Source organism: Actinoplanes sp. GCM10030250 (assembly GCF_042666575.1).
In the GTDB taxonomy this organism is placed as follows: Bacteria; Actinomycetota; Actinomycetes; order Mycobacteriales; family Micromonosporaceae; genus Actinoplanes.
This window is the reverse complement of sequence record NZ_JBHTDO010000006.1, coordinates 135,068-155,641: the sequence shown is the minus strand read 5'-3', so window position 1 is coordinate 155,641 and position 20,574 is coordinate 135,068. Positions and strand designations below refer to the sequence as shown.

The following is a 20,574-nucleotide window of genomic DNA, read 5'->3' as shown; positions in this document are numbered from 1 at the left end:
ACACCGTGATCGGCCGCGAACGCGAACGTGCCCAACTGTTCGACCTGCTGACCGCCGCACGGGACGGTGACGCCACCACCGTCGTGCTGCGCGGCGACGCGGGCATCGGCAAATCCACCCTGATCGAGGCACTCGAGCGGGAGGCCACCGACAGCGGATTCCGCACGTACGGCTGCGTCGGAGTGCAGAGCGAGGCGTCGATCGGCATGGCCGGCCTGCACCAGCTGCTGCACGGCACCCTCGACCGGGTCGGCGGCCTGCCACCGCAGCAGCGCGACGCCCTGCTCAGCGCGTTCGGCATCGGCCCCGACGTCGCTCCGGACCGGCTGATGCTGTCGGTGGCATTGCTGAGCCTGCTGGAGGACCTCGCCGGGGAACAGCCCCTGCTGCTGATGCTGGAGGACGTCCAGTGGCTCGACGAGCCCAGCCTCGCCATGATCGGCTTCGCCTCCCGGCGGCTGCGCGACGTGCCCGTCCTGATCGTCGCCAGCTGCCGGGACGAGCCACCGGCCCCACTCGGCACGCTGCGCCTGCCGGAGATCGTCCTGGACCCGCTGCCGCGGGACGCCGCGGCCCGGCTGCTCGGCGAGACGAACCCGGCGCTCGGCCCGGCGCAGCGGGCACTGATCCTCGACGAGGCCGAGGGCAACCCGCTCGCCCTGATCGAGCTGGCCCGCGGCCTCACCGGCGGTAACCCGGCGCAGCAGACCGCCGTCCACCCCCGGCTGCCGCTGCCCGAGCGGCTCGAACGGGTCTTCGCCGGGCAGGTCGCCGCCCTGCCCGAACCGGCCCAGGACGTGCTGCTGATCGCCGCGGCGCTCACCGGGTCACGGCTGGACGAGCTGACCGCGGTGGCGCGACGGCTGGGCCTCGGACTGGCCGATCTCGCACCCGCCGAAGAGGCCGGCCTGGTCCGGGCCGCCGGATCCGAACTGCGGTTCCGCCATCCACTGGTCCGCTCGGCGGTGTACGAGGCGGCCGCCCGCCACCGCCGGATCATCGTTCACGAGGCGGTCGCCGGCGTACTCGCCGCCGGCGGTGACCAGCCCGGCGCCGCCTGGCACCGGGCCGCCGCCGCCACCGGGACCGACGAGGCCGTCGCCAAAGATCTCGACCAGGCCGCTGAGACACTGGCGGCCCGCGGCGACACCGGTGCCGCGGCGCGGTCCTGGGCGCGGGCCGCGGACCTGTCGGCGACCGACGAGGACCGGGCCCGCCGGTTCGCCCACGCCGCCGAAACCGGCCGGATGGCCGGCCTGAACGCGGCCGCGGCCCGGATGGCCGCCGCCGCGATCCAGACCTCGACCGACCCGCTCGTCCTGGCCCGGGCGGCCCTCGCCGAGGAGAGCATCGGCATCACCACCGGCGCCATCAGACGCGACCCGCTCGAGGTCAGCTCGTTTGCCCGCCGGGCCGCGGCGGAGGCGACCGCCGAGGCACCCGAGGGCGTGATCCTGGCGCTGTCACTGCTGTTCAGCACCGCGACGTACTGCGCCGCCTACGGTGTCGGGCCGGACGTGCGCCGGCAGATCGCCGAGGATCTGCGGGCGGTCGCCGGCCCGATGGAGAACGCGACCACCGCCGGCGCCCACGCTCTGCTCGACCCGGCCCGGCACGGCGAGGCCGCGCTGGCCCACCTGCGCGAGCTTCCCGAGACGTACACCCCGGTCCAGGTGCTCGCCCTGGGCCTGGCCGCGGAACCGGCGCACGACTGGGTGCTCGCCGGCCGCTACCACGCGGCCGGGACCCGGCTCGCCCGCCGGCAGCGCACGGTCGGCGACCTGGCCACCGGCGGCGTCGTGCTCGGCCGGGCGCTCGCCGCGCAGGGCCGTCTCGCCGAGGCGCTGGCCGCAGCCGAGGAAGGCAACCGCCTCGCCGCCGACCTCGGTGAGGACTTCCTCAGCGCGCTCGGCGAGGCCGTCGTCGCGCACGTCCACGCATGGCGCGGCGACACCGAGCAGACCGCGGCGGCACTGGCCCGCAGCCGCGCGCTGGGCACACCCACCCGGGTCGACATGACCGTGTGGCAGCGCTGGAGCCAGGGCCTCGCCGAGCTCGCGGCGGGACGGCACTGGAACGCCTACATCGAACTCACAGCGGTGTGCGAGATCCCCGGCCTGGGGCTGCTCGCCATCGCCGACCTGGCCGAGGCAGCCTGCCGGGCCGACTGCGCGCCGCAGTTCCGCCAACGGCTCGCCACCGCGAGACAACAGGCCGCCTCGTTCAGCAGCCCGCTGACGCGCATGCTGCTGCTGCGCTCGCAGGCCCTGCTGGCCGACGACGACGGCGAGCCGTTCTTCCGCGACGCGCTCGCGGTCCCCGGCGCGGACGACTACCCGCTGCAAGTCGCCCGCACCCGCCTGGTCTACGGCGAATGGTTGCGCCGGCAGCGCCGGATCAACGATGCCCGGACCGAACTGGCGGTCGCGGCCGCCGCGTTCCGCGAGGTGGGCGCCAGGCCGTGGCTGGCCCGCGCCGAGGCCGAGACACGCGCGTCCGGCGTGGCCGTGCCGGACGACGCCGGGATCCAGCACAGCGCCCTGACCGCGCAGGAGCTGCAGATCGCCCGGCTCGCCGCCGAGGGCCGCACCAACAAGGAGATCGCCGACCACCTGTTCCTGTCCCATCGCACCGTCGGCACTCACCTGTACCGGATCTACCCCAAGCTCGGCATCAGCGGCCGAACGGCGCTGCGGGACGCCCTCGCCGGCCTTGCCTGATGTCACACGCCTGATCACCGCGTTGATCAACCTCGTCGGGACCGGCCGGAATGGGCGGGCGGCGCAGAGTCCGCCGCCCGCCCATCGCCCACTGATCACCCGATCGTCAGGTCCTGCGTTCCGAACCGGGACCTCGGCACCGGCACCCGACCCGCCGTGGTGATGTCGGTAGCGTTCTCCCACCAGCCGGACCCGGCTCCGGTGAACCATCGGATCTTGACCTGTTGCCCGCCGACGAGCGGCATCTCATACGTCCGGTCGGCAGCGTCGGCCGAGTCCGCTCTGCCCATGGCGTCGCCGGTTGCCGCGTTCACCGCGATGAGTGTCCAACTGTCGACCGCCGCGCCGCCGCGCACGGTCACCGTTCCGCGCAGTCCGGCGCCGCGCACCAGTCCCATGTCGTACGTGGTGGCCTCGCCCGCCCGTACCCTGATCGTCTCGGCCCGGAACCGGTTGGCCACGCCGCCCGACCACTGCCGGGGCAGCTCGTTCACGGGCGTGAAGTTCAGTGGCCACGAGTACGGCCCGAGCCGGTCGAGCGCGTACCCGCCCTGCTCGCCGGTTGTCACCACGTCACTCGTCGGGCCGCTGCCGAGGCCCCAGGCGGTGATCCCGACGCGCACCCCGGGCGCCGGCGCGCCGGCCGGGTCGCGAACCACGCCGCTGATGGTGCCGGACGGGTCCAGCCGTGCGGTGGGAGCCTGGGTCACCCGGGCCGCCCGAACCCGGATCCGGGCCGCCTCACGCTGGTCGCCGGTGCCGCCGCTGAGGCCGGCCCACTGGTAGCCGTACCCCTCGGGTGTGTACACGAACATCTGATACGTGCCGACCGGCTGCGGGTTGGTGATGACCCGCCCCTGCTCGTCGGTTCTCTCGCAGCCGTCCGGAAAAACGCCCCGTCCGGGAACCGCCAGCGCGATGCAAGCGTCCGCGACGGGTTGTCCGGTGATCCGGTCGACGACGGCCGCGCTGATCCGCCCACCCAGCGTGAGCGGGACGGTCACCGTCGTGGTCTCACCCTCGACCAGCGTCACCGGAACCGCCTCGGACGACAGATAGTCGCTGGCCGGACCGGTGGTGACGAAGACCGACGCGGGCTCGGCGGCCAGGCCGGTCAGGGTCACCTGCGCCCCGTCGTCGCAGGCGTTACCGTCGATCGGCGTCATCGTCGCGCAGAAGCCGTTCACCGGTGCGCCGGTGACCGCGTCGACAGCCCGGACCACCAGAGTGGCACCGGACACCCCCGATGGTGTCGACGAACGGCCCCCGGCGTGCCCCGGCGCGGCGAGGCCGACAACGGCCAGCGCGGCGGCTACCAGCCCGGCACCCAAGCGTGCCGGTGGTCGATAGGTCATTGGTTCCCCCCGATGTCATCGATGTCGTCGGCCGAGCTCCGTCCCCAGCGGTCCGGCCGTCTGAGGAGGAGCGTCGCGCGGCCCGTCGGCGGGCGGAACCACCGCTCGGCAACTCTGTACAAAGCGCGTTGTTCACGCAGGTCAGCGATTTGTTCAGGGCGTCTTCGTGAACAAATGTCAGCGGAGCCGGAAGCTGGAGTGTGCCGGGGGCTGCGGCTCGCCGGGCGCTGACGGGTCGTAGATCAGCGGGTTGTTCATGACGTAGCAGTTCGGCTCGGTGGCGGCGCTCGTACGGAGGGCCAGATGACCCTCGCCGTTGAGGTCCACCGCGACGGTCGTCGTGGCCCGGTACCGCAGCTTCTGTTCGCAGACGTAGAGGTGCAGGGCGGCCGGGCGGCCCGGCGGGAACCCGCCGACGTACACGTCGATCACGGAGCCGGCGTCCGCGACCCACGGATGGATCCACATCCTCGGTCTGTCGGCCCGGCGCACGGCGAACTCGGTTGTCGCGCTCAGCGGGCCCTGGGCGGCGTGGACGCGATAGGTGCCGGCCGGGCTCCCCGGAGTGATCGGATAGGCCACCGCGTACGCGTCCCAGTCCGCGGGCACCACCGTGGTCGTCGCCGCCCCAGCCGGGTTGGTGAAACGCAGGGTCAGTTCACGGCCCTGGTCGAATCCCAGAACACAGACGGACGGCACGCTCGGGATCTTCACGATCTCCGGCATCTCGACGACGGGGTCCCCGGTGTAATCGTCCGGAAAGCAGTTCGACCCGCCACCCAGAAAGAGATCCATCTGCGCGGCGACCCCGTCGGGCGGCGGCCCGTCCTGCTGGAGCAACTCGTCGAGTGACGCGGCCGGCGGCCCGGTCCGGGGCGGAGCAGAACTCGGGCGGGCGGAGCCCGCCGGGCTCGGCCGGTGCCGAGGCTGCCCAGATCGGGAGGTGCCGGTGGGTGACGTGACCCGGGCACGAACCGGTAGCGGGGTAGCAGGCGGTGCGACAGCCGCGCCGGCCGAAGGCGAAGCGGACGGCGACGCCGAAGCGGACGGCGATGCCCCGGCGGACGGTGACGCCGAGCTGGTGGACACCGTGGGAGCCGCGCCGGCCGTCCCGGGCCCGCGCCGGCCGGGAGACCCGGTGGCCAACTGGACGACGATCGCGGAGACGGCGACCACAACGGCCACCGGGACGGCGGCGCGGCGCACCAGCCGAGCGTGGATCATGAGCCACCTCCGGCCCGGAGCAACCTGGCGTCGACCGCTTCGGCCTGGCTGCTCTCGTTCATCGCGACGTACGTGTCGCGCAGGTTGCGGAGGAAGATCCGTTCGCGTTCCTGGATGGTGGGCCGGACGACCCCGATGGCGTGCAGCATGCTCACCGCCTCCTCGTACGCCACCGCGGCGCCGGCCAGGTCACCCGAACGCCAGGCCGTCAGGGCCTGCCCGGCTCTGGCCTCCGCCGCCAGACGTAGCGACTGCCGTCGCGCCTCCCCGCTCGACGCCCAGCCCCGGTGCACTCGCAGCACCCCCGCGAACTGCACATCCGCCAACTGCACGTCCGCCTGCGTCCAGCGCGGCGTCCCGCTCATGCTCAGGCACTGGTACGCCAGCCCGAGCCCGAGCCGCGTCTTCATCTCGACCAGGCCACCACCGGAGGCCGGCAGCGCCCTGCCGTAAAGCTCCAGCGCCTGGCGCAGCGGTGCGACGCCGCCCTTGCCACAGGTCACCCCGGCCCGCAGCGCCTCAGCCAGCCCGATCGTGGCGCGCGGGTACTCCGGGCTACGCGCCAGCGCCCGCCGGAAGATCGCCGCCGCCTCCGCGTACCGCCCGGTACGGCCGACAGCGTTACCCAGCATCAGCAGAACGACCTCGGTGTGCCCGGTGATCCGCCGGGCCGGCTCGGCCAGCCCGCCGTCCGCCGTCCGGAACTCGCGTTCGGCGCCCGGATAGTCGTCGAGCGCGTACCGGCCGAGCCCCCGGACGAACGCCACCACGGCCTGCACGTAACGGACGGCGTCGCCCGCCAACTGCTGGTTGATCTCGACGTTGCCCCGGATCACATCGGCCGGTTCGGTGAGGGCGAACTCGTGGCGGCCGACGAACTCGGGCGTCTCGGCGAAGACCCGCTCGGTGAGCACGACCTCGATCACCACGGTCCAGGTGTCGCCGTCGGGGCGCAGCAGACCGGTCAGGACGACATCGGCGTTGTGGTCGGCGGCGAGCCGGGTCAGGGCATCCTGCCGGGCGCGCGCTCCCCGGGCGGCCACCCGGCCGACGTCGTCCGGACCGCGCGTCTGAACGGCGGTCTCGCCGCGCGCCCACTGCTCCAACTCGCGGGCCAGGGTGTGCTCCAGCCCGCCGGCCGAGGACGGGAACCCTTCGAACGGCACCACGAGGATGTTGAACAGGCCGGTCATGGCCTGCGGCGCGGACCGCCTCGCGTCGCCGGCGGCCATGGTCGCCATCAGCACCAGCACGGCGACGACGGCCGCGATCGGCCACCGGGATCGTTTCCGGACCGGCACCGCGGGGGCAGGCGGCGCGGAAACCTGTGCCGCCGGGCGGTCGAGGCGGTGCGCCTTCTCCCGTACGTCAATGTCCTCCCACAGACGGCGCCACTGGCCCAGCACCAGGTCGATGTCCGCCTCACGGCCCGCGTGCCGCAGGCACCCGGTGACGTAACCGCGTGTCGTCTCCCAGGTCGGGAACCGGCGGCCGGCGGCCGCCGCGGACAGCGAGGCGAAGCTGCAGTGCGCCAGCTCGCTGAGCCGCCGATAGGAAGGCCGCCCGCTCTCGTCCCGCAGGTCACGCAGCCGGGACGCGAGTGCGACCCGGTGTTCGGGAAGCGCGGCATCCATCGTGGCTTCGCGCCGGCCGCGCCGCGCAGCCCCAGGTGTCTCGGCCATCGACCATCCCCCGAATCCGCCTGCCGGGATCGACGAAATTCTACTTACCCGACGCTCGTCGACGACGGCGTCAGGGCGGGCCGAGTCGGATATACGCCAGGCGGGTCATCCGGTGACAGTGGCGGGTACCTGCTGGGCGACGTCGAAACGCAGACCTGAGATCGGCGGTCCCAGCAGCGGGAGCCGCCGGCGCTGCATCCACAGCACCGGCAGGCCGTCGGTACGCCGGCCGAGCACCCACTGCCGCTGCAGGCGCAGCCCGGTGACCGGCACGGTGGCCGGCTCCACCTGATGTACCGGACCTTCAGGTGACGCCGCCGGGTCGTACAGCAGCGGGCTGACCGGTTCCGGCATCAGGACCGGCGGGCGCACCTCGAGGTCGGCCAGCCGGCCCTGGACGAAGCGCCGCCGGTTGTCCAGGTCGCGAACCTCGTACGGGTGCCAGAAGCGCGGCAACAGGGTGCTCGGCCGATAGGCGTAGCCGATCGGCTCACTGGCCAGCACCGCGCCGTTCGGGCCGGGCGGCAGGACCGGCTCGGCGGGCGGCGGGGCAGCGAGCGCCTTCCCGGCGGCGCGCTGCTCGACCGCCCACAGCAGGTTGGCGTCCTCGTCCACGCCGAGCACCACGTCGTCGACCGGCTGGCTGCTCAGCGGCGCCACCACGGTCGGCCAGACGGCGAGGGTCGCCGGATCGGAGCCGGACATCCGGAACAGCGACCAGTCGTCCGGCGTACCCACCGGGGTCTCGTCGTCGAACGCGTCCCGCACCACCACCTCACGCAGGGTGACCAGCCGGCCGGCGTGGGTCTGCACCGGGAAGCTGTACCAGTCGTCGGCGTGCGAGACGACCAGGTCGATCAGCAGCATGGTGGCGAGGTGGCTGCGGTCCGGCGGGAAACCGCCGACGTCGACGTGCGCGTTCTCGATCTGCCACCAGCGCGGGTGCGGGGCGCCCGGGTATTTGAGCCGGGCCGGCAGGACGGTCACCGGCTTCGGCGCCTCGGCCGGCGCGGGCTGCGGCTGATCCGCGCGGACCGAATACCAGTCGACGTCGCCGCCGTCGTGGCGTGGGATCCGCAGGGTCACCGTGGCGCTGGTGAACGTGGCTGAGTAGACCAGTTCGGCGGGGTCCCACCGGTCGGCGGCCGCGGTGCCCGGCACCTCGTCGAAGAAGCCGTCGGGCAGGTTCAAGGCGGCCCGGCCGCGATAGAGGGTGAGGCCGTCGAGCCCGGTGCCGTCGAACCGGTCGTACGGAACCGGCAGCCCGGCCAGCAGCAACGCCGGATCCTCCGCGACGAACGGAGCCGCTGCCAGCCCGAGCCGGATACGCCGGCCCGGCGTCCACCACTCGTCCGGCTCGGATTCGATGATCGCCTCGGCGGGAACGATCGACGGGTCGGTGGCCGGGTCGCCGCTCAGCGGGTCGATCGGGTCGTGGCTGGTGACATGCCGCACCTGCACCGGGGAGGCGGCGTCCTCGCCCTGGTGCTCAGCGAGCTGCCATTGCCGGGCCAGGAACCAGATCGGGTCGGCGATCTCGGCGCGGAACCCCCTGTCCAGGTCGGCGACCGGCCGGATCGGCTCCAGCCGCCGCCCCACGTCGTAGCGGGTCATTTGGGCTCCAGACGTACGCCGGTGGGCTGGTGCACCGGCAGTAGGGTGAGCGGTTCACCGGCCGCGTACGCGTCCAGCTCGTCCGGCCCGGCCGCCCGCGCCCGGGCCAGGATCCGGGTCTCGGCCAGGATGTCGACCACGGTCGCGGTGTCCAAGGGCAACGACAGATCCGGCGGTACGGCGATCAGCACAGCTTGCGGCGCCCGGGCTCCCGGCGCGTCGAAGTGGAACGCCACGGTTGTCGCGTGGTCCGTCGCCGGGATCACTTCGCTGTACGAGTCGAGCAGCCCCGCCGCGACGATCCGCCCCGGGTCGGCCTCGGGATCCAGGGTGCCGGCCGGGCCGAAGACCGCCAGCAACTGTGTCTCGGTGAACAACCCATGAGCCTCGGCCGGCCCGGGATCGAGCTGCCACGGGTCCCCGGGCCGGTTGGTCCAGGCGGTGAACGGTGCCTCGGCCGCCAGGCGCCGGCCGAGCTGGTGCGCCTCGAGCCGGGCCAGGTGCGGCCGGACCGTGGCGGACACTTCGAGCCAGTCCCGGTCCAGCGCCGGGTCGGCGGTCAGCAGGGCCGGCAGCGCCAGCCGGGCCAGCACCGGCAACCGGCCCTCGGGGGACACCAGCTCGGCCAGCGCCTGCGCCAGGGCCGCCGGGGCGAGGGCGGCCGCGTCGGCCGGTGCCGGCGCGTGCGCCAGCCGTTCGGCGAGCGCGGTGGCCGCCCGCCTCACCTGGGTGCCGATCGTGGACTCGTCGGCGGTCAGCGGCGTGATGCCCCAGCGAGCAGCGGCGATGAGCGCATCCCGCTGCTCGACGGCGGTTCCCGCCGCGGCGGCGAGCAGTACGGGCTGAAGGTCGACGGCGACCGCGTGCACGGCGGCGTACCGGGCGCTGATCTCGGCCTGCACCGCCGCGCCGGACCCGGCCGCACCGGCGACGGTGAGATCGGCGGGTGTCGCGGGCCGGCTGCCGAGGATGTCGGAGATCCGGCGGGCCGCTGACCGGGCCGCTCCCGCGACGGGGCCGTCGGTCACCTCGACCGCGCCGGGCCGGATCGAGGCGGCCAGCCGCCGCAGGTCGTCGTCGGACAGCGACAGGGTGTCGATCGGCGCCAGCCCGATATCGGCAAGCGTGACCGGTTCCAGCACCACGCCGCCGGCGTCGAACAGATGCCAGGTCCACGCCGGGCCGGCCGGATCCCCGGTCTCGGCGATCAGCAGCGCCGCCACTGCCGGTTCGGCAAGCGTGCCCGGGCTGGTGGTCGGCTCCGCCGCCGGCGGAGGTTGGCCGGCCGGCAGCACGACCGCCACGGTGCTGCGTGCGGACCGGCCGGATCGCTGCGTACGCAGCACGTCCAGGGTCGGCGGGGCGGCCAGCCCGGCGGCCGCGTCGAGGGCGGCGGCGGCCAGTTCGGCCCGGCCGGAGACGACGTCGTGCACAGCGTCGGCGACCAGCAGATCCCCGTACGTGTCGAGCACCTGGGCCAGGGGTGCCAGGGCCTCGCGTTGCGCCGGCGTGAGGCCCAGGCTGTCCGGAGCGGTGATGTACTGCCGCAGGACCGCCCGGCCGTCGCAGACCCGGCGTCCGGCGTGCTCGGTGCGGACCGGGAAGAGCTCCCGCAACCGGTCCACGGTGCTCTTGGTGCCGACCGCCCGCTCCACCGCCCGGCCGAGCACCTCGCTGAGGTGACCGCCCAGGCGCACCTCGGCGGCGAACTGGGCGGCCAGCCGGATCCGGTCCGAGTCGAGGTTCATCTGCCAGCGGCCGGGTTCGGCGTCGGAGACCGCCCGGTCGCGCAGGATCGCCGCGGTCAGCGCCTGCTCCATCGACGGAGCGTGCAGATATTCCGGCGCCGGGGCGGCGGCGGACCGGGGCCGCGGCGCGTCGACCCAGCCATAACAGCCGAGCCGGAACCGAGGCTCCGGCACGGCGTCCGTGATCGTCCGCAACCGCCGCCCCGCCAGCCCGGTCAGCCACGGGTCGATCCGGTGCGCGGCCGTGTCCAGCGTGCTGCGCAAGGCCCGTTCCAGGGCGGCCGGGTCGGCGCCGAGAAGCTGGATCGTTGCCTCCCGGCCGGCCTTGAACAGCCGGCTCGCCGGGTCGTCGCCGAGCATCCCGTCGGAGAACGCCGAGCCCCAGACCTGCAGTGCCGTCGCACTGGCCGAGGGCGCGGTGACCGGTTCCAGGAACGGCCCGGTCTCGTTCTTCGACATCCGCGCCACCTCGGCCGCGTCGACCAGCCGGGCGTGCAACAGCAGCCGGAACAGCAGACTGTCGGGCAGCGGGTTGAAGAACTCACGGATCACCGCCGGGGAGGCGAGCCGGCTGGGCGGGATCTCCAGCAGCCGCTCGATGACGTCGTCCAGGCTCCGGCCGTCCGGCAGGTTGGTCGGCTGCACCAGCGGCAACCGCAGATCCTGCGGCTCGCCCAGGGCCGCGTACCGGCGGGCCGGCTCCCCGGCCAGCGTCCGCACCGGCTCGGCGATCCGGTTCCACCACTCCAGCAGCACCGGCCACGCGATGCCGGCGCCGATCGCCCACTCCAGCAGGTAGATCACTTCGAGCGGCAGGGACCAGCGCCACGCGTACCCGCGGGAGTTCGGCACCCGGCCGATCAGGTCGAGCAGCCGCTCGGTGCTCGCGCCGGTGATGGTTCCGGCCACCTCTGCGGCGGCCGCTGCCGCATCGCGGACCGCCGCGCCGATGGCACGGACCCCGGCCTCCACGTCCGGGTCGCCCAGCTCGCCCACCCAGCGGTTCAGCGAGGTGACCGGGACCAGGCCGTACGGCTGGTCGCCGATGCGCAGCGGCGGCATCAGCCCTTCCGGCACGAGGTTGTCCAGCGCCCACACCCCGGTGGCGAGCCCACGTTCGGCCGCGCCCCAGACGTCCTTGACGCCGTGCCCGAACACCGCCGACCAGAGCGCCGCGACCAGGGCCCGGTTGATCGGCAGATGATCACGGTCGCCGCCGGGCAGCGCGCCGAGACTGCCCGCCTTACCGGTCAGCGCCAGGCTGATCGAGTCCACGGCCGGCTGGGGCGGGGGCGCGGTAAGCAGGGTGAGCCAGGTGTCCGGGTCGCGGGCCAGGTCGGCGGCCGGCGCACCGGCGATCGAGTTGGTGGGAGTGCCGAGCGCAGGGACGCCCAGCACCCCGGCGTCGCGGTGGTTCGCGAAAAGCTCCAGCGGGTCACCGTCACCGAGCCCCACCGCGTAGAGGACGTCGAGGTCGTCCGGCTCGCCGGGGCCGAGGTCGATCTCGGCGCCCAGCCCGACCCGTTTCGCCTCTTCGAACGACGACCACCACCGGGTCTCGCCGCCCTCCGGATCGGTCAGGTCCAGGCCGAGTCCGGCCTGATCCACCGGCAGCCCGGCGACCCGCACCGGCGCCGCGCCGCCGCGGCCCAGCCACAATTCGATGGTGCCGGGCAGCCCGGCGACCCGCCCGCCGGTGAGTCCCTCGTTGATCACAGCGGGCCGGGCGGCCCCGGCCGGGAAGCTGCGCGCCAGCCACGCCCCGCGGGCCGCACCGACCTGGGCGGCGAACCGCCGCCACTGAGCCTTGCCCTCCTCGGAGGCGAGGTCACCCCCGGTGAGCTGCCACAGCGACTCGACAGCGTCGAGCTCGGCGGCGTCGGGCAGCGGTTGATGCCGGTCCAGGCTCGCCGCGTCCGGCACGATCCGGATCTTGAGCCGCCAGCCGTTCCCGTCGGCCGGTGCGACGAAGCGGGTCTCCAGGCGCAGCGGCAGCAGCACGCCGACGGTCGGTCCACTCATGGGGTGCTCCCGATCAGGGCGACGCCGCGGATCATCACCCGATACGGGTCGGCGAACGCGGCGTCGGCGAACGCGGCACCGTCCGGGTGAGCACCGGGCTGGGTCAGGACCTCGGCGCGGGCGGCGGACATCCCCGGCGTCGGCCCGCTGAAGAACTGCACCCCGTGCGGTGGCTCCTCGAGCACCACCCAGTGCCCGCGGCCCAGCGCCGGTTCCAGGTCGAACCCGAAGAACACGATCTCCGGCGTCAGGGCACCCTGGAAGACCGGCAGCAGCCGTTGACTCAGGTCCGGGTCGGCCTCCCAGTCCGGTTGCCCGCCGGCCAGGGGAGCCGGGGTCAGGTAGACGAGGGTGCGCGGGTAGCGGCGGAACAGCGTGGTGCGGAAGACGATCACCAGGTCCGCCCCGGCGGCCGCCGCCGTCTGATGATCGGGGCTGCCGAGCGGGCCGGCGTCCGGCCAGCGGTGCACGCCGACGATGTCGTCGTCGTAGCTCTCGGTGGCTGGGTTGGTGCGGGCCCAGAACTGGCGCAGCGGCGTGCAGCCGGTGCGGATCGGGATGTTGCGGAACCGCAGCTCGCCGATCGTCTGGGTGTTGAGCCCGAGCAGGAAGGCGTCGACGAAGGCCGGGTTGGTCTGCACCGCGACCACCCGGTCGCTTTCCATCGTGCCGGCACCGGGCAGCAGCCAGTCCGGGTCACGGTCGCGCAGCATCTGCCACGCCGGGATGTCCAGGTCGGGACAGAGCTCCGGTGGGGTGAGCGGCTGGTCGTCCAGCCCGGCGATCAGGTCCAGTACCCGGTCCACCACGAACGGCCGGCCGGCCGTCGGGTCGATCGCCGCACCCACCACCTCAGCCACCGCCCCCAGGTCGATCGGGCGGCAGGGCCGGTCGGGCGGCCGGGTACTCACCTCGACCACGAGGTCGATGACCGAGTCGGTGTCCCCATCGCCCTCCTGGATCCGGCGCAACGCCGCGATCAGCTGCCTCTCGTCGAGCTGCTTGGCATCCGGCGGGTCCAGGATGGCCAGCAACGCCAGCAGCGGAATCGGGCGCCCGTCCGCGGCGGCCGCCACCCAGTGGGCCATGGCCCGCTCGAAGAGGTTCACCGTCTGATCGCTGTACGGCCTTCGGTCGAAAGCGTCGACGAGGTCCTTGAGCCCGGTGAACGGGGCCCGGCCGGCCTCGGCCGCCCTGGCCATGGCCTCGTCCAGGCCGGGGACGCCGGTGCTCTTGCTCAGGTGGTCGTCGTGCGGCAGGCCCCGGGGCGCACGGGGCGGTGGCGGCGGGCAGGAGTTGGCTGCCTCCAGCGCGTCCCGCGGATCGGTCGCTCCGCGCAGCACCCTGCGGGCCGCCGCCGAGAAGATCGCGGGCGGCAGCGGCCGGCCGGGCCCGGTGATCCGGTCCAGCACCGACCCGGTCGTGGTCGGCAGCCTGGCCAGCGCCGGCCCGAAGACGGCCAGACGCCGGATCGGATCGGCGGGCAGCCGGTTGGTCCACAGCGAAGCGGATGCGCCCAGGCCGGCGGTGAGATGCCGGACCAGGGCGGCTGCCTCCTCGAGCGCGCCGGCCTGGGCCGAGGCGGCGTCGGAGAGCAGGTCCTGAAAATCGATGCCGGCCTTCAAGCCCAGCCCGGCGACGGCGCGGTGCCGCGGATCGACGCGGAACTGCCCGCCCCACTCGGTCAGATCCGGCTCGGCCCGCCACGCTTCGCCGTAGCCGGGCAGGGTGATCACCGGACGGCGCGGGTCCAGCAGCGGCTCGGTCAGCTCGGTCACGTCGGCGGCCACCGGGCCCGGCACCGCGGCGTCGATGCTGCCGATCGGCGCCAGCGCGCCGCGCACCGACAGGCCTTCGTCACCCGCCAGGGGCGTGTAGTCCAATGCCGCCCGGCCGAAGCCGGGCTTCATCGTGCCGACCCGCAACCGGGCGGCCAGCGTCGGAAAGTCACCCTCCTCGCCCGTGGCGAATTCCCAGGAGTGGTACGCGGGCAGTGTCACACTCGGCGTCCCGGCCACCCACGCGGGTTGCCCGTTGGGCGCGAAGGCGGGCACGACGACCGCGATGTAGTGCGTCCGCTGGGCCAGATCCCGCGGCGACAACAGCCGGGCGACCAGCCGTTCGCCGGGGTGGTCGACGTCGTCCTGCACGTGCGCCCAGCGCGCCGCATGGTCCAGGTTGTGGGCGCCGAGCGCGCCGGCGCCGATCGTCACCGTCCCGCCCGGCTGGAGCACGACCTCCGTCGTCGTGCCCACCACCAGCACGATCCAGGGCCGCAGCCGCCGGGCCGCGGCCAATTCGGGCGTGTACCGCCACGGCAGGTCCGGCCCGGACAGCTCCACGTACACGCACTTCGTCTCCTCGAAGTCCGTGATACCCGGCGACGGCACCTCATGGCGTACCGCAAAGGGTTTGAAGCCTTTGACGTCGCCCGGGCCGAGCAGGTCGAAGGTCAGGCCGGCGCTCTCCACCTCGTTCGGCGGTTCGGTGTTGCGCAGGGTCAGATCGACCCGGCCGGTCAGCCGGCCCTGCGCGGTCAGCGCCGGGCTGAGCACCGACGTATAGGTCGCCGAGCGGCGCCAGCCGAGGAAGTCCAGGCGTACCGCCATCAGAACGCTCCCAGGTCGATCAGGTCGCCCTTGGGCGCCGCGGTGCCGGCGGCCCGGCGGGCGCGCTGGTGAGCCTCGCTGACCGGCAGGCCTTCGGCGAGCAGGACGCCGGACGCGTCGCGGACGGCGAAGACCTCGTCGCTGACCCCGAACTTCACCGCGTCGGAGCGGACCGCGGCCGGGCCGGTGCGCTCGGCGACGGCGGCCAGCACAACGCCGGGGAACGGCAGCGCGATCATGCCCAGCAGCGGCGGCCGGGGCAGCCGGACCTCGATGACGGTCACCTCGTGCCGGACCGCGGCCGACGAGACCGGACCGCCGAAGCCCAGTTCGACACCGGCGTCCAGACGTTCGAACCCGGGCCGGTTCAGCGCCTCGGCCTTGGTCAGGTTGGCGAACGAGCCGGGCGCGAACCAGTCCCGCACCGCCACACCGGCCGGCGCCGCCTCGACCTTCACGCTCTGCGACCGGCTCAGCGGCTGGCCCTCGAACCGGTCGACCAGCAGGTTCAGCGGAACCCGTCTCTGGGTCCAGCGCAGTGAGCCGAGCGGCGACATCAGCGGACGGTCGCCGGGCGCGGCCGGGCGCGGCTGCTGCGCCACCTCGGTGTCGTCGCCGCCGACCGGGTTCAGGTTCGCCGGGTCGCGCAGGTCGTTGCCGAGTGCCTGGGCCACGCTGCTGACCGCCGGTGGGGCGGGCGACGAGGAACCGCCCAGGCTCACCGTCGCGTTCGCGCAGATGTCGAACCACAGAATCTCGAAGCACGCCTTGCCGCTGAGCGCCACCGGGCCGGGTCCGCTGATCGTGCCCTCCAGCCGCACCCCGCCGATGGTGGACGAGTTCCACCGCAGCCGAACGCCGGCGCTGACCGACACCTCGAAGTGGAACGGGCTGAACTGGATCAGCGCGTCCAGGCTGATGAAACCCGTCAGGTTGATCGGCCCGACCGCATAGCCCAGCTCGACCCGCCCGCCGAACTGCACGGTGTTCGAGGTGACCGCCAGGTAGGCCTCGGCCCGGAAGAAGATCCCGGCCGACAGGAATCCCGGCTTGACCGTGAGCGCCAGCCGGGTCAGTTCGGGGAACTGGGCCGGCAGCGGCTTGAAGTTCGGGTGGAAGCCGCCGAAGCTCAGCAGCAGGTAGGGCCGCTCACCCCAGGACAGCCGGAAGGCGATGTCACCGGTGAGGTGAAAGACCTCCATGATCTTCGAATTGATCAGGGTGGCGTCGAACTCGACGATCCGCCTCGGGAAGTCGATCAGGCCGACGACGTCGAACCGGATGTCGATCAGGTGCGGCACGTTCTCGAACGGCGGCAGCTGGGCGCGCGCCGAGCCCAGCACGACGATGGTGCTCGGCCCGGGGAACTGGAAGAACAGGCCGAGGTCGAGCCGGAAGATCTTGAGTCCGGCGATGTTGAGCCAGCTCAGCTGAACCGTCGGGCCGAAGACGTAACTGCCCGGGTGCGCCGGGAAGAGCGCGCCCAGGTCACCGAGGATCTGCGGGGCGTTGCGGATCGGGTCGTCGGCGAACAGCACGTTGCCGGCCGCGCCGGAGGTGAGCCGCTCGCGCAGGGCGTCGGTGTCGACCCGGCGGTTGATGCCGATCAGCCCGCCGAAACCGGAGATCTCGAAACCGAAACCGAGCTGGATGCCCGGCGAGAACCGCACCCCCAAGACCATGATCAATGAGGTACGCCGGCCCGCCTCGCCGGGTTTGCCGGTCAGCTCGTGCAGCCCGAACGCGGTCACCTCGAACAGCCCGACCCGCACGTAGACCACGCCGCCGAAGCGCTCGTTGGGCCCGCCGGTGAAGTCGAGGAACCCGCCGCCGGTGAAGATGCCCGCGGAGATCTGCAGGCCCGCACCGGTCGGCGGGAGGAACCCCACGTTCTGCTTGTTCCAGTATCCGACCCAGCCGCCCAGCCCGCTGACCACCATGACCACCGGCCCGAGGTGGACCGAGATGTGGAAGCGCACCTCGGCCCGGACATCGAAGCTGTTCGCGGTGGCCTGGATCGGCACCAGCAGGTGGATGCTGTGCAGCTTGAGGCCGACCGGGCTGTCCTTGCCGAGCTCCCAGTCGATGCCGATGGTCAGGTCCAGCGCGGCGGCCAGGTTGAGCAGCAGGCCCCGGCCCTCCACCCAGGCCAGGTCGAGGTCGAGCGTGAAGCGGATGCCGTCGCGGAAGATGGTGTCGGTGATGCCGAACGTTCGCCACCAGCGGTTGGTCAGCACCGCGGTGAACTCGTGCACGAACAACCCGACCTCGACGATCGGGTGGTCCTCGCGCAGCCGCAAAAAGGCACCCAGATCGTGGATGACCAGGCGGGTGTCGTACGGCGGCCCGAAAGCGATGTCCGGCTGCCCCGGCCCGCGGTCCCGCCCGAACGTCACCTCGACCGGGTCACCCGGCCCGGGCAGCTTGGCCGGGTCCAGCGCGAACTGCCGGAACGCGCCGTGCCAGCCGCCGTCGTAGCCGAACCCGCCGGTCAGCCCCGGCTCCACCCGCAGATACCAGTCGTCGCCGATGTCGTACTGCCAGCGGTCGCCCTCGACCGCGACGGCCAGCCACATCTCGAAGACGGTGCGCCCGGGCAGCCGCTGGGACCGGATCGCCAGCGTCGCCGACAGATCGGGCATCAGATCGGCCACCCAGTCGAACACGTCGCCCGGCACCGGTTGCGGGCGCGCCGGGTCGCCGATCGGCACGGTCAGCGAGATCCAGCCCTCACTGGCCTCGCGGAACGTGCGCCACGGACCGGGGCTGTCGGTGGGCGGCGCCGGCAATCCGGCCACCCTGGTGTCCCCCCGGGCCAACGCGATGATCATCTGAGGGGCCATCAGCAGCAACGCGACGATCACGGCCGGCATCCGCCCGGTGCCCGGCAGCCCGGCGTCACCCAGAAGCGCGTCCCAGAGCTGCTCGTCGACCAGCGTGCCCGGGTCGTTGACGAGCTGCCGCAGCTTGGTCCGGTCGATCTCGTCCGGCGCATCGGGACGGTGCCGGATGACTTCGGTCAGCGCCAGGAACGCGGCCGTCCGCGGGAAGCGCTCCTCGAGGAACCGCACCAGCGCCGCCTCGGTGGCGCGCGGTCCGCCGAACGCGTGGTCCGCGACCTCGGTGGCCTTGTCCCGCCACCGCTGCACGGCGTCCAGCCAGCCGGGCAGATCGGCGGCGTCGGTGACCGCCTTGGCCCGCGCCGGTAGCTGATCGATCGCGGCCCGTGCGGCGGCGGCGTTCGGCGGGTTCAGCCGGGGCAGCATGGCATCGGCGCCGTCGAGTGCCGAGCGCATCGCCTCCGCGTACTCGTCGGAGATCGTCTCGATGACGGACTTGTCGGCCATCAGCTGAGCTCCACCCTGGTGTCCGCCCGGTGCCGGGCGACGCCGGCCGCCTCGGCGCCGGCCGGCGCGGTCATGTGATGGTGCACCGCCAGCGGCCCGGTGCTGAACTCCAGCAGCGAGATCTGCGGCAGCCCGATGAACATCCGCCCGATCCGGTGCAGGTCACTCGCCCGCAGGGCCTTGACCATCCGGTACGACTTCGCCGGATCCCAGGTCGGCCACGCGGGCGCCGGTGCCGCCTGGAGGTCGGTCAGCAGCGGACCGGCCGGCGGCATCGTCTCGTCGTCGACAGGCTCCACCGCGTAGTGCCAGTCGCCGGCACCCAGCCCGTACGCGGCGGCGACCTCCGCGCTGAGCACGGCCGGCGCCTCCTGCCCCGCGCGAAATGCGCGGCCGAGCAGCACGTCGGACAGGTCGTCGTACGGCAGGGTGGTGCCGGCCGGTGGCGGCCCGGCGAGCTGCGGGGCGTTCAGGTTGGTGAAGCCCACGAAGTGCCGCTCGCGTTCGATCCCCAGTCGCATCGCCAGGTCGCCGAACAGGTGCAGCACCATCGTCTTGGTGTCCGCGTTCCGGGCGGAGCTGCTGGTGATCTGGGCGGCCCGGGTGGTCCCCGCCGCGCGGGTGTAGCTGAGCGCGGCCGTTCCGCCGTAGTGCACATCCCCGGAGAGAAAGACCAGCGGCGCGTACGCGGCCAGCCGGCGCAGCAACTCCTGATGGCTGGCGGTGGCGGCCGACCACGACTCGAAATCGGCGTAGACCGACCCACCCGGGAACAGGCCGACCGCGGGCTGGATGACATGCTCGATCACGTGAGTGCCGAGGATCGGCGACGGCGCGACCACGAGCGTCAGCGGCACCGCTTCGGCGGGGTCCGGCCCGGGCAGCATCCGGGACAGTGCGGCCAGCCCGATCCGCGCGGCCGGGTGGTCGACCCGGCGAAACTCGCGAGCGGTGCGCTCGTCCAGCCCGATCACCCGGACCGGCCAGCCGTCGGCGGGACCGAGTGTCACGTCGTACCGGACGGCGGCCGGATCGGTGAGATCGCGCAGAACCGACGGCGGGGCGGGCGGCACGGCCGCGGGCAGCCCCAAAGCCTTTCGCAGCACCAGGGTGTCCGGGCTGGACCCGGTGAAGGCGACCGCAGCCAGCACCGCTGCCTCCGGCGTCCCGGCCGTCGCGAACCGGGCCGGCACGTTGCCCCAGTGCTGGCACAGCGCATACGCCAGCAGTCCGTTGGTGACGATCCGGCTCCCGGCCGAGTCCGCGTAGACCCCCGCGACCCATGGATGGTCCAGGTTCCAGTCGTCGGTCACCTCGTGGTCGTCGAGAACCATCAGCGAGGGCACGGTGGCCAGCACGCGCCGTACCTCCGGCAGCCCCGCCCGGAAGGTGGCCGTGGCGTCCCGTAGCCCTTGCCACGTCTGCTCGTCCAGCCCGGAAGCCGGATCGAGGGCGCCAGGCTGGACATCGGCCCAGGCCGGCAGCGCCGCGGGCCACAGCAGATCCGACCAGTAGAGCAGGTAGACGGCCAGAAACTCACCCAGCCGCCACAGGTGGTCGCGGGCCGCCGACGACGTCAGGTGAAACTGTTCCGAGCGTGTCTGCCGCCCGCCGATCCTCGGCAGCGGCGCGAACATCGCGGAATCCTCCACGCCGACCAGATCGGTGCTGATCCGCGCGATTCGCGGCACCAACGGTGCCGGCACCTCATCGGCGTAGATCTGATCACCGGAGAGTACGAGCAGATGCGGCCTCGCCTCGCCGGCACTGAGCCGATCGCGGATGACCTGCGCGGATCCCGCGAGGGCGTCGCGCCCGCCGCCGTGCACCTTCCGGCAGGACGTGTGCAGAATCGTCAGCTTCGCCACGTCGTCCGGCGGCCCCGGAAACGCCGGCAGCGCTGTGCCGATCGCCAGGTCCGCCCAGGCGGGTTGCGGCCAGCCGGCCGAGCTGAGCCGGTACTCGTACAGGCCGTCGGCGTCGAACGTTCCGCCGGGAGCTCCGCCGGTCACCACCGCGAGCCAGAGCGCGACACCGACCCGGACGGGTTCCGCCGTACCGGCCTCGATCTCGGTGGCCGGTTGCCCGGCGACACGCACGTGCAGTGTGACTGTGCCGGGCCTGGTCAGAGCAACCCAGACCGACGCCGCGGATCGAGTGACCCGGCGCAGCACCGGCCCGGCCACGATGCCGGGCAACGCGTTGACGTCCAGCGGTATGTCGTCCACAACCGCCTCCCTTTGACGGCGGGGA

Annotated in this window: 9 protein-coding genes; 1 reads left to right on the top strand and 8 read right to left on the bottom strand. The window is 73.3% G+C overall.

The features are described from left to right. The first annotated feature begins 5 nt into the window (after window positions 1-5). Entirely contained in the window at window positions 6-2,720 is a 2,715-nt protein-coding gene (locus tag ACFQV6_RS11360; protein WP_378027365.1) for an ATP-binding protein, read from the top strand. A 95-nt stretch (window positions 2,721-2,815) separates the two neighbouring features. Here the strand turns inward: ACFQV6_RS11360 and ACFQV6_RS11355 are convergent, their stop codons facing one another. The 8 genes from ACFQV6_RS11355 to ACFQV6_RS11320 form a co-directional block, all read right to left on the bottom strand. Next, window positions 2,816-4,075 (bottom strand): carboxypeptidase-like regulatory domain-containing protein, encoded by a 1,260-nt coding sequence (locus ACFQV6_RS11355; protein ID WP_378027364.1) that lies wholly within the window; start codon window positions 4,073-4,075, stop codon window positions 2,816-2,818. A gap of 177 nt (window positions 4,076-4,252) precedes the next feature. Then, window positions 4,253-5,299, bottom strand: coding sequence for a hypothetical protein (locus tag ACFQV6_RS11350; protein WP_378027363.1), 1,047 nt, complete (start codon window positions 5,297-5,299; stop codon window positions 4,253-4,255). Then, on the bottom strand, window positions 5,296-6,981 hold the full coding sequence (locus ACFQV6_RS11345; RefSeq protein WP_378027362.1) for a tetratricopeptide repeat protein: 1,686 nt from the start codon (window positions 6,979-6,981) through the stop codon (window positions 5,296-5,298). Before ACFQV6_RS11345 ends, ACFQV6_RS11350 begins: the two co-directional genes overlap by 4 nt. 105 nt (window positions 6,982-7,086) lie before the next feature. Next, a complete protein-coding gene (locus ACFQV6_RS11340) occupies window positions 7,087-8,595 on the bottom strand; it encodes a hypothetical protein (RefSeq protein WP_378027361.1) in 1,509 nt (502 codons plus the stop codon). Beyond that, complete coding sequence (locus tag ACFQV6_RS11335) at window positions 8,592-12,365, bottom strand: hypothetical protein (RefSeq protein WP_378027360.1); 3,774 nt, start codon at window positions 12,363-12,365, stop codon at window positions 8,592-8,594. Before ACFQV6_RS11335 ends, ACFQV6_RS11340 begins: the two co-directional genes overlap by 4 nt. Further along, window positions 12,362-14,974 (bottom strand): hypothetical protein, encoded by a 2,613-nt coding sequence (locus ACFQV6_RS11330; RefSeq protein WP_378027359.1) that lies wholly within the window; start codon window positions 14,972-14,974, stop codon window positions 12,362-12,364. The genes ACFQV6_RS11335 and ACFQV6_RS11330 overlap by 4 nt, the downstream gene beginning before the upstream one ends. After that, window positions 14,974-18,321 carry a DUF6603 domain-containing protein gene (locus ACFQV6_RS11325; protein ID WP_378027358.1) on the bottom strand — a complete coding sequence of 1,116 codons (3,348 nt, stop codon included), beginning with the start codon at window positions 18,319-18,321 and terminating at the stop codon, window positions 14,974-14,976. The genes ACFQV6_RS11330 and ACFQV6_RS11325 overlap by 1 nt, the downstream gene beginning before the upstream one ends. Then, window positions 18,321-20,549: a hypothetical protein gene (locus ACFQV6_RS11320; protein ID WP_378027357.1), complete on the bottom strand. Its 2,229-nt coding sequence runs from the start codon at window positions 20,547-20,549 to the stop codon at window positions 18,321-18,323. Before ACFQV6_RS11320 ends, ACFQV6_RS11325 begins: the two co-directional genes overlap by 1 nt. Window positions 20,550-20,574 lie beyond the last annotated feature (25 nt).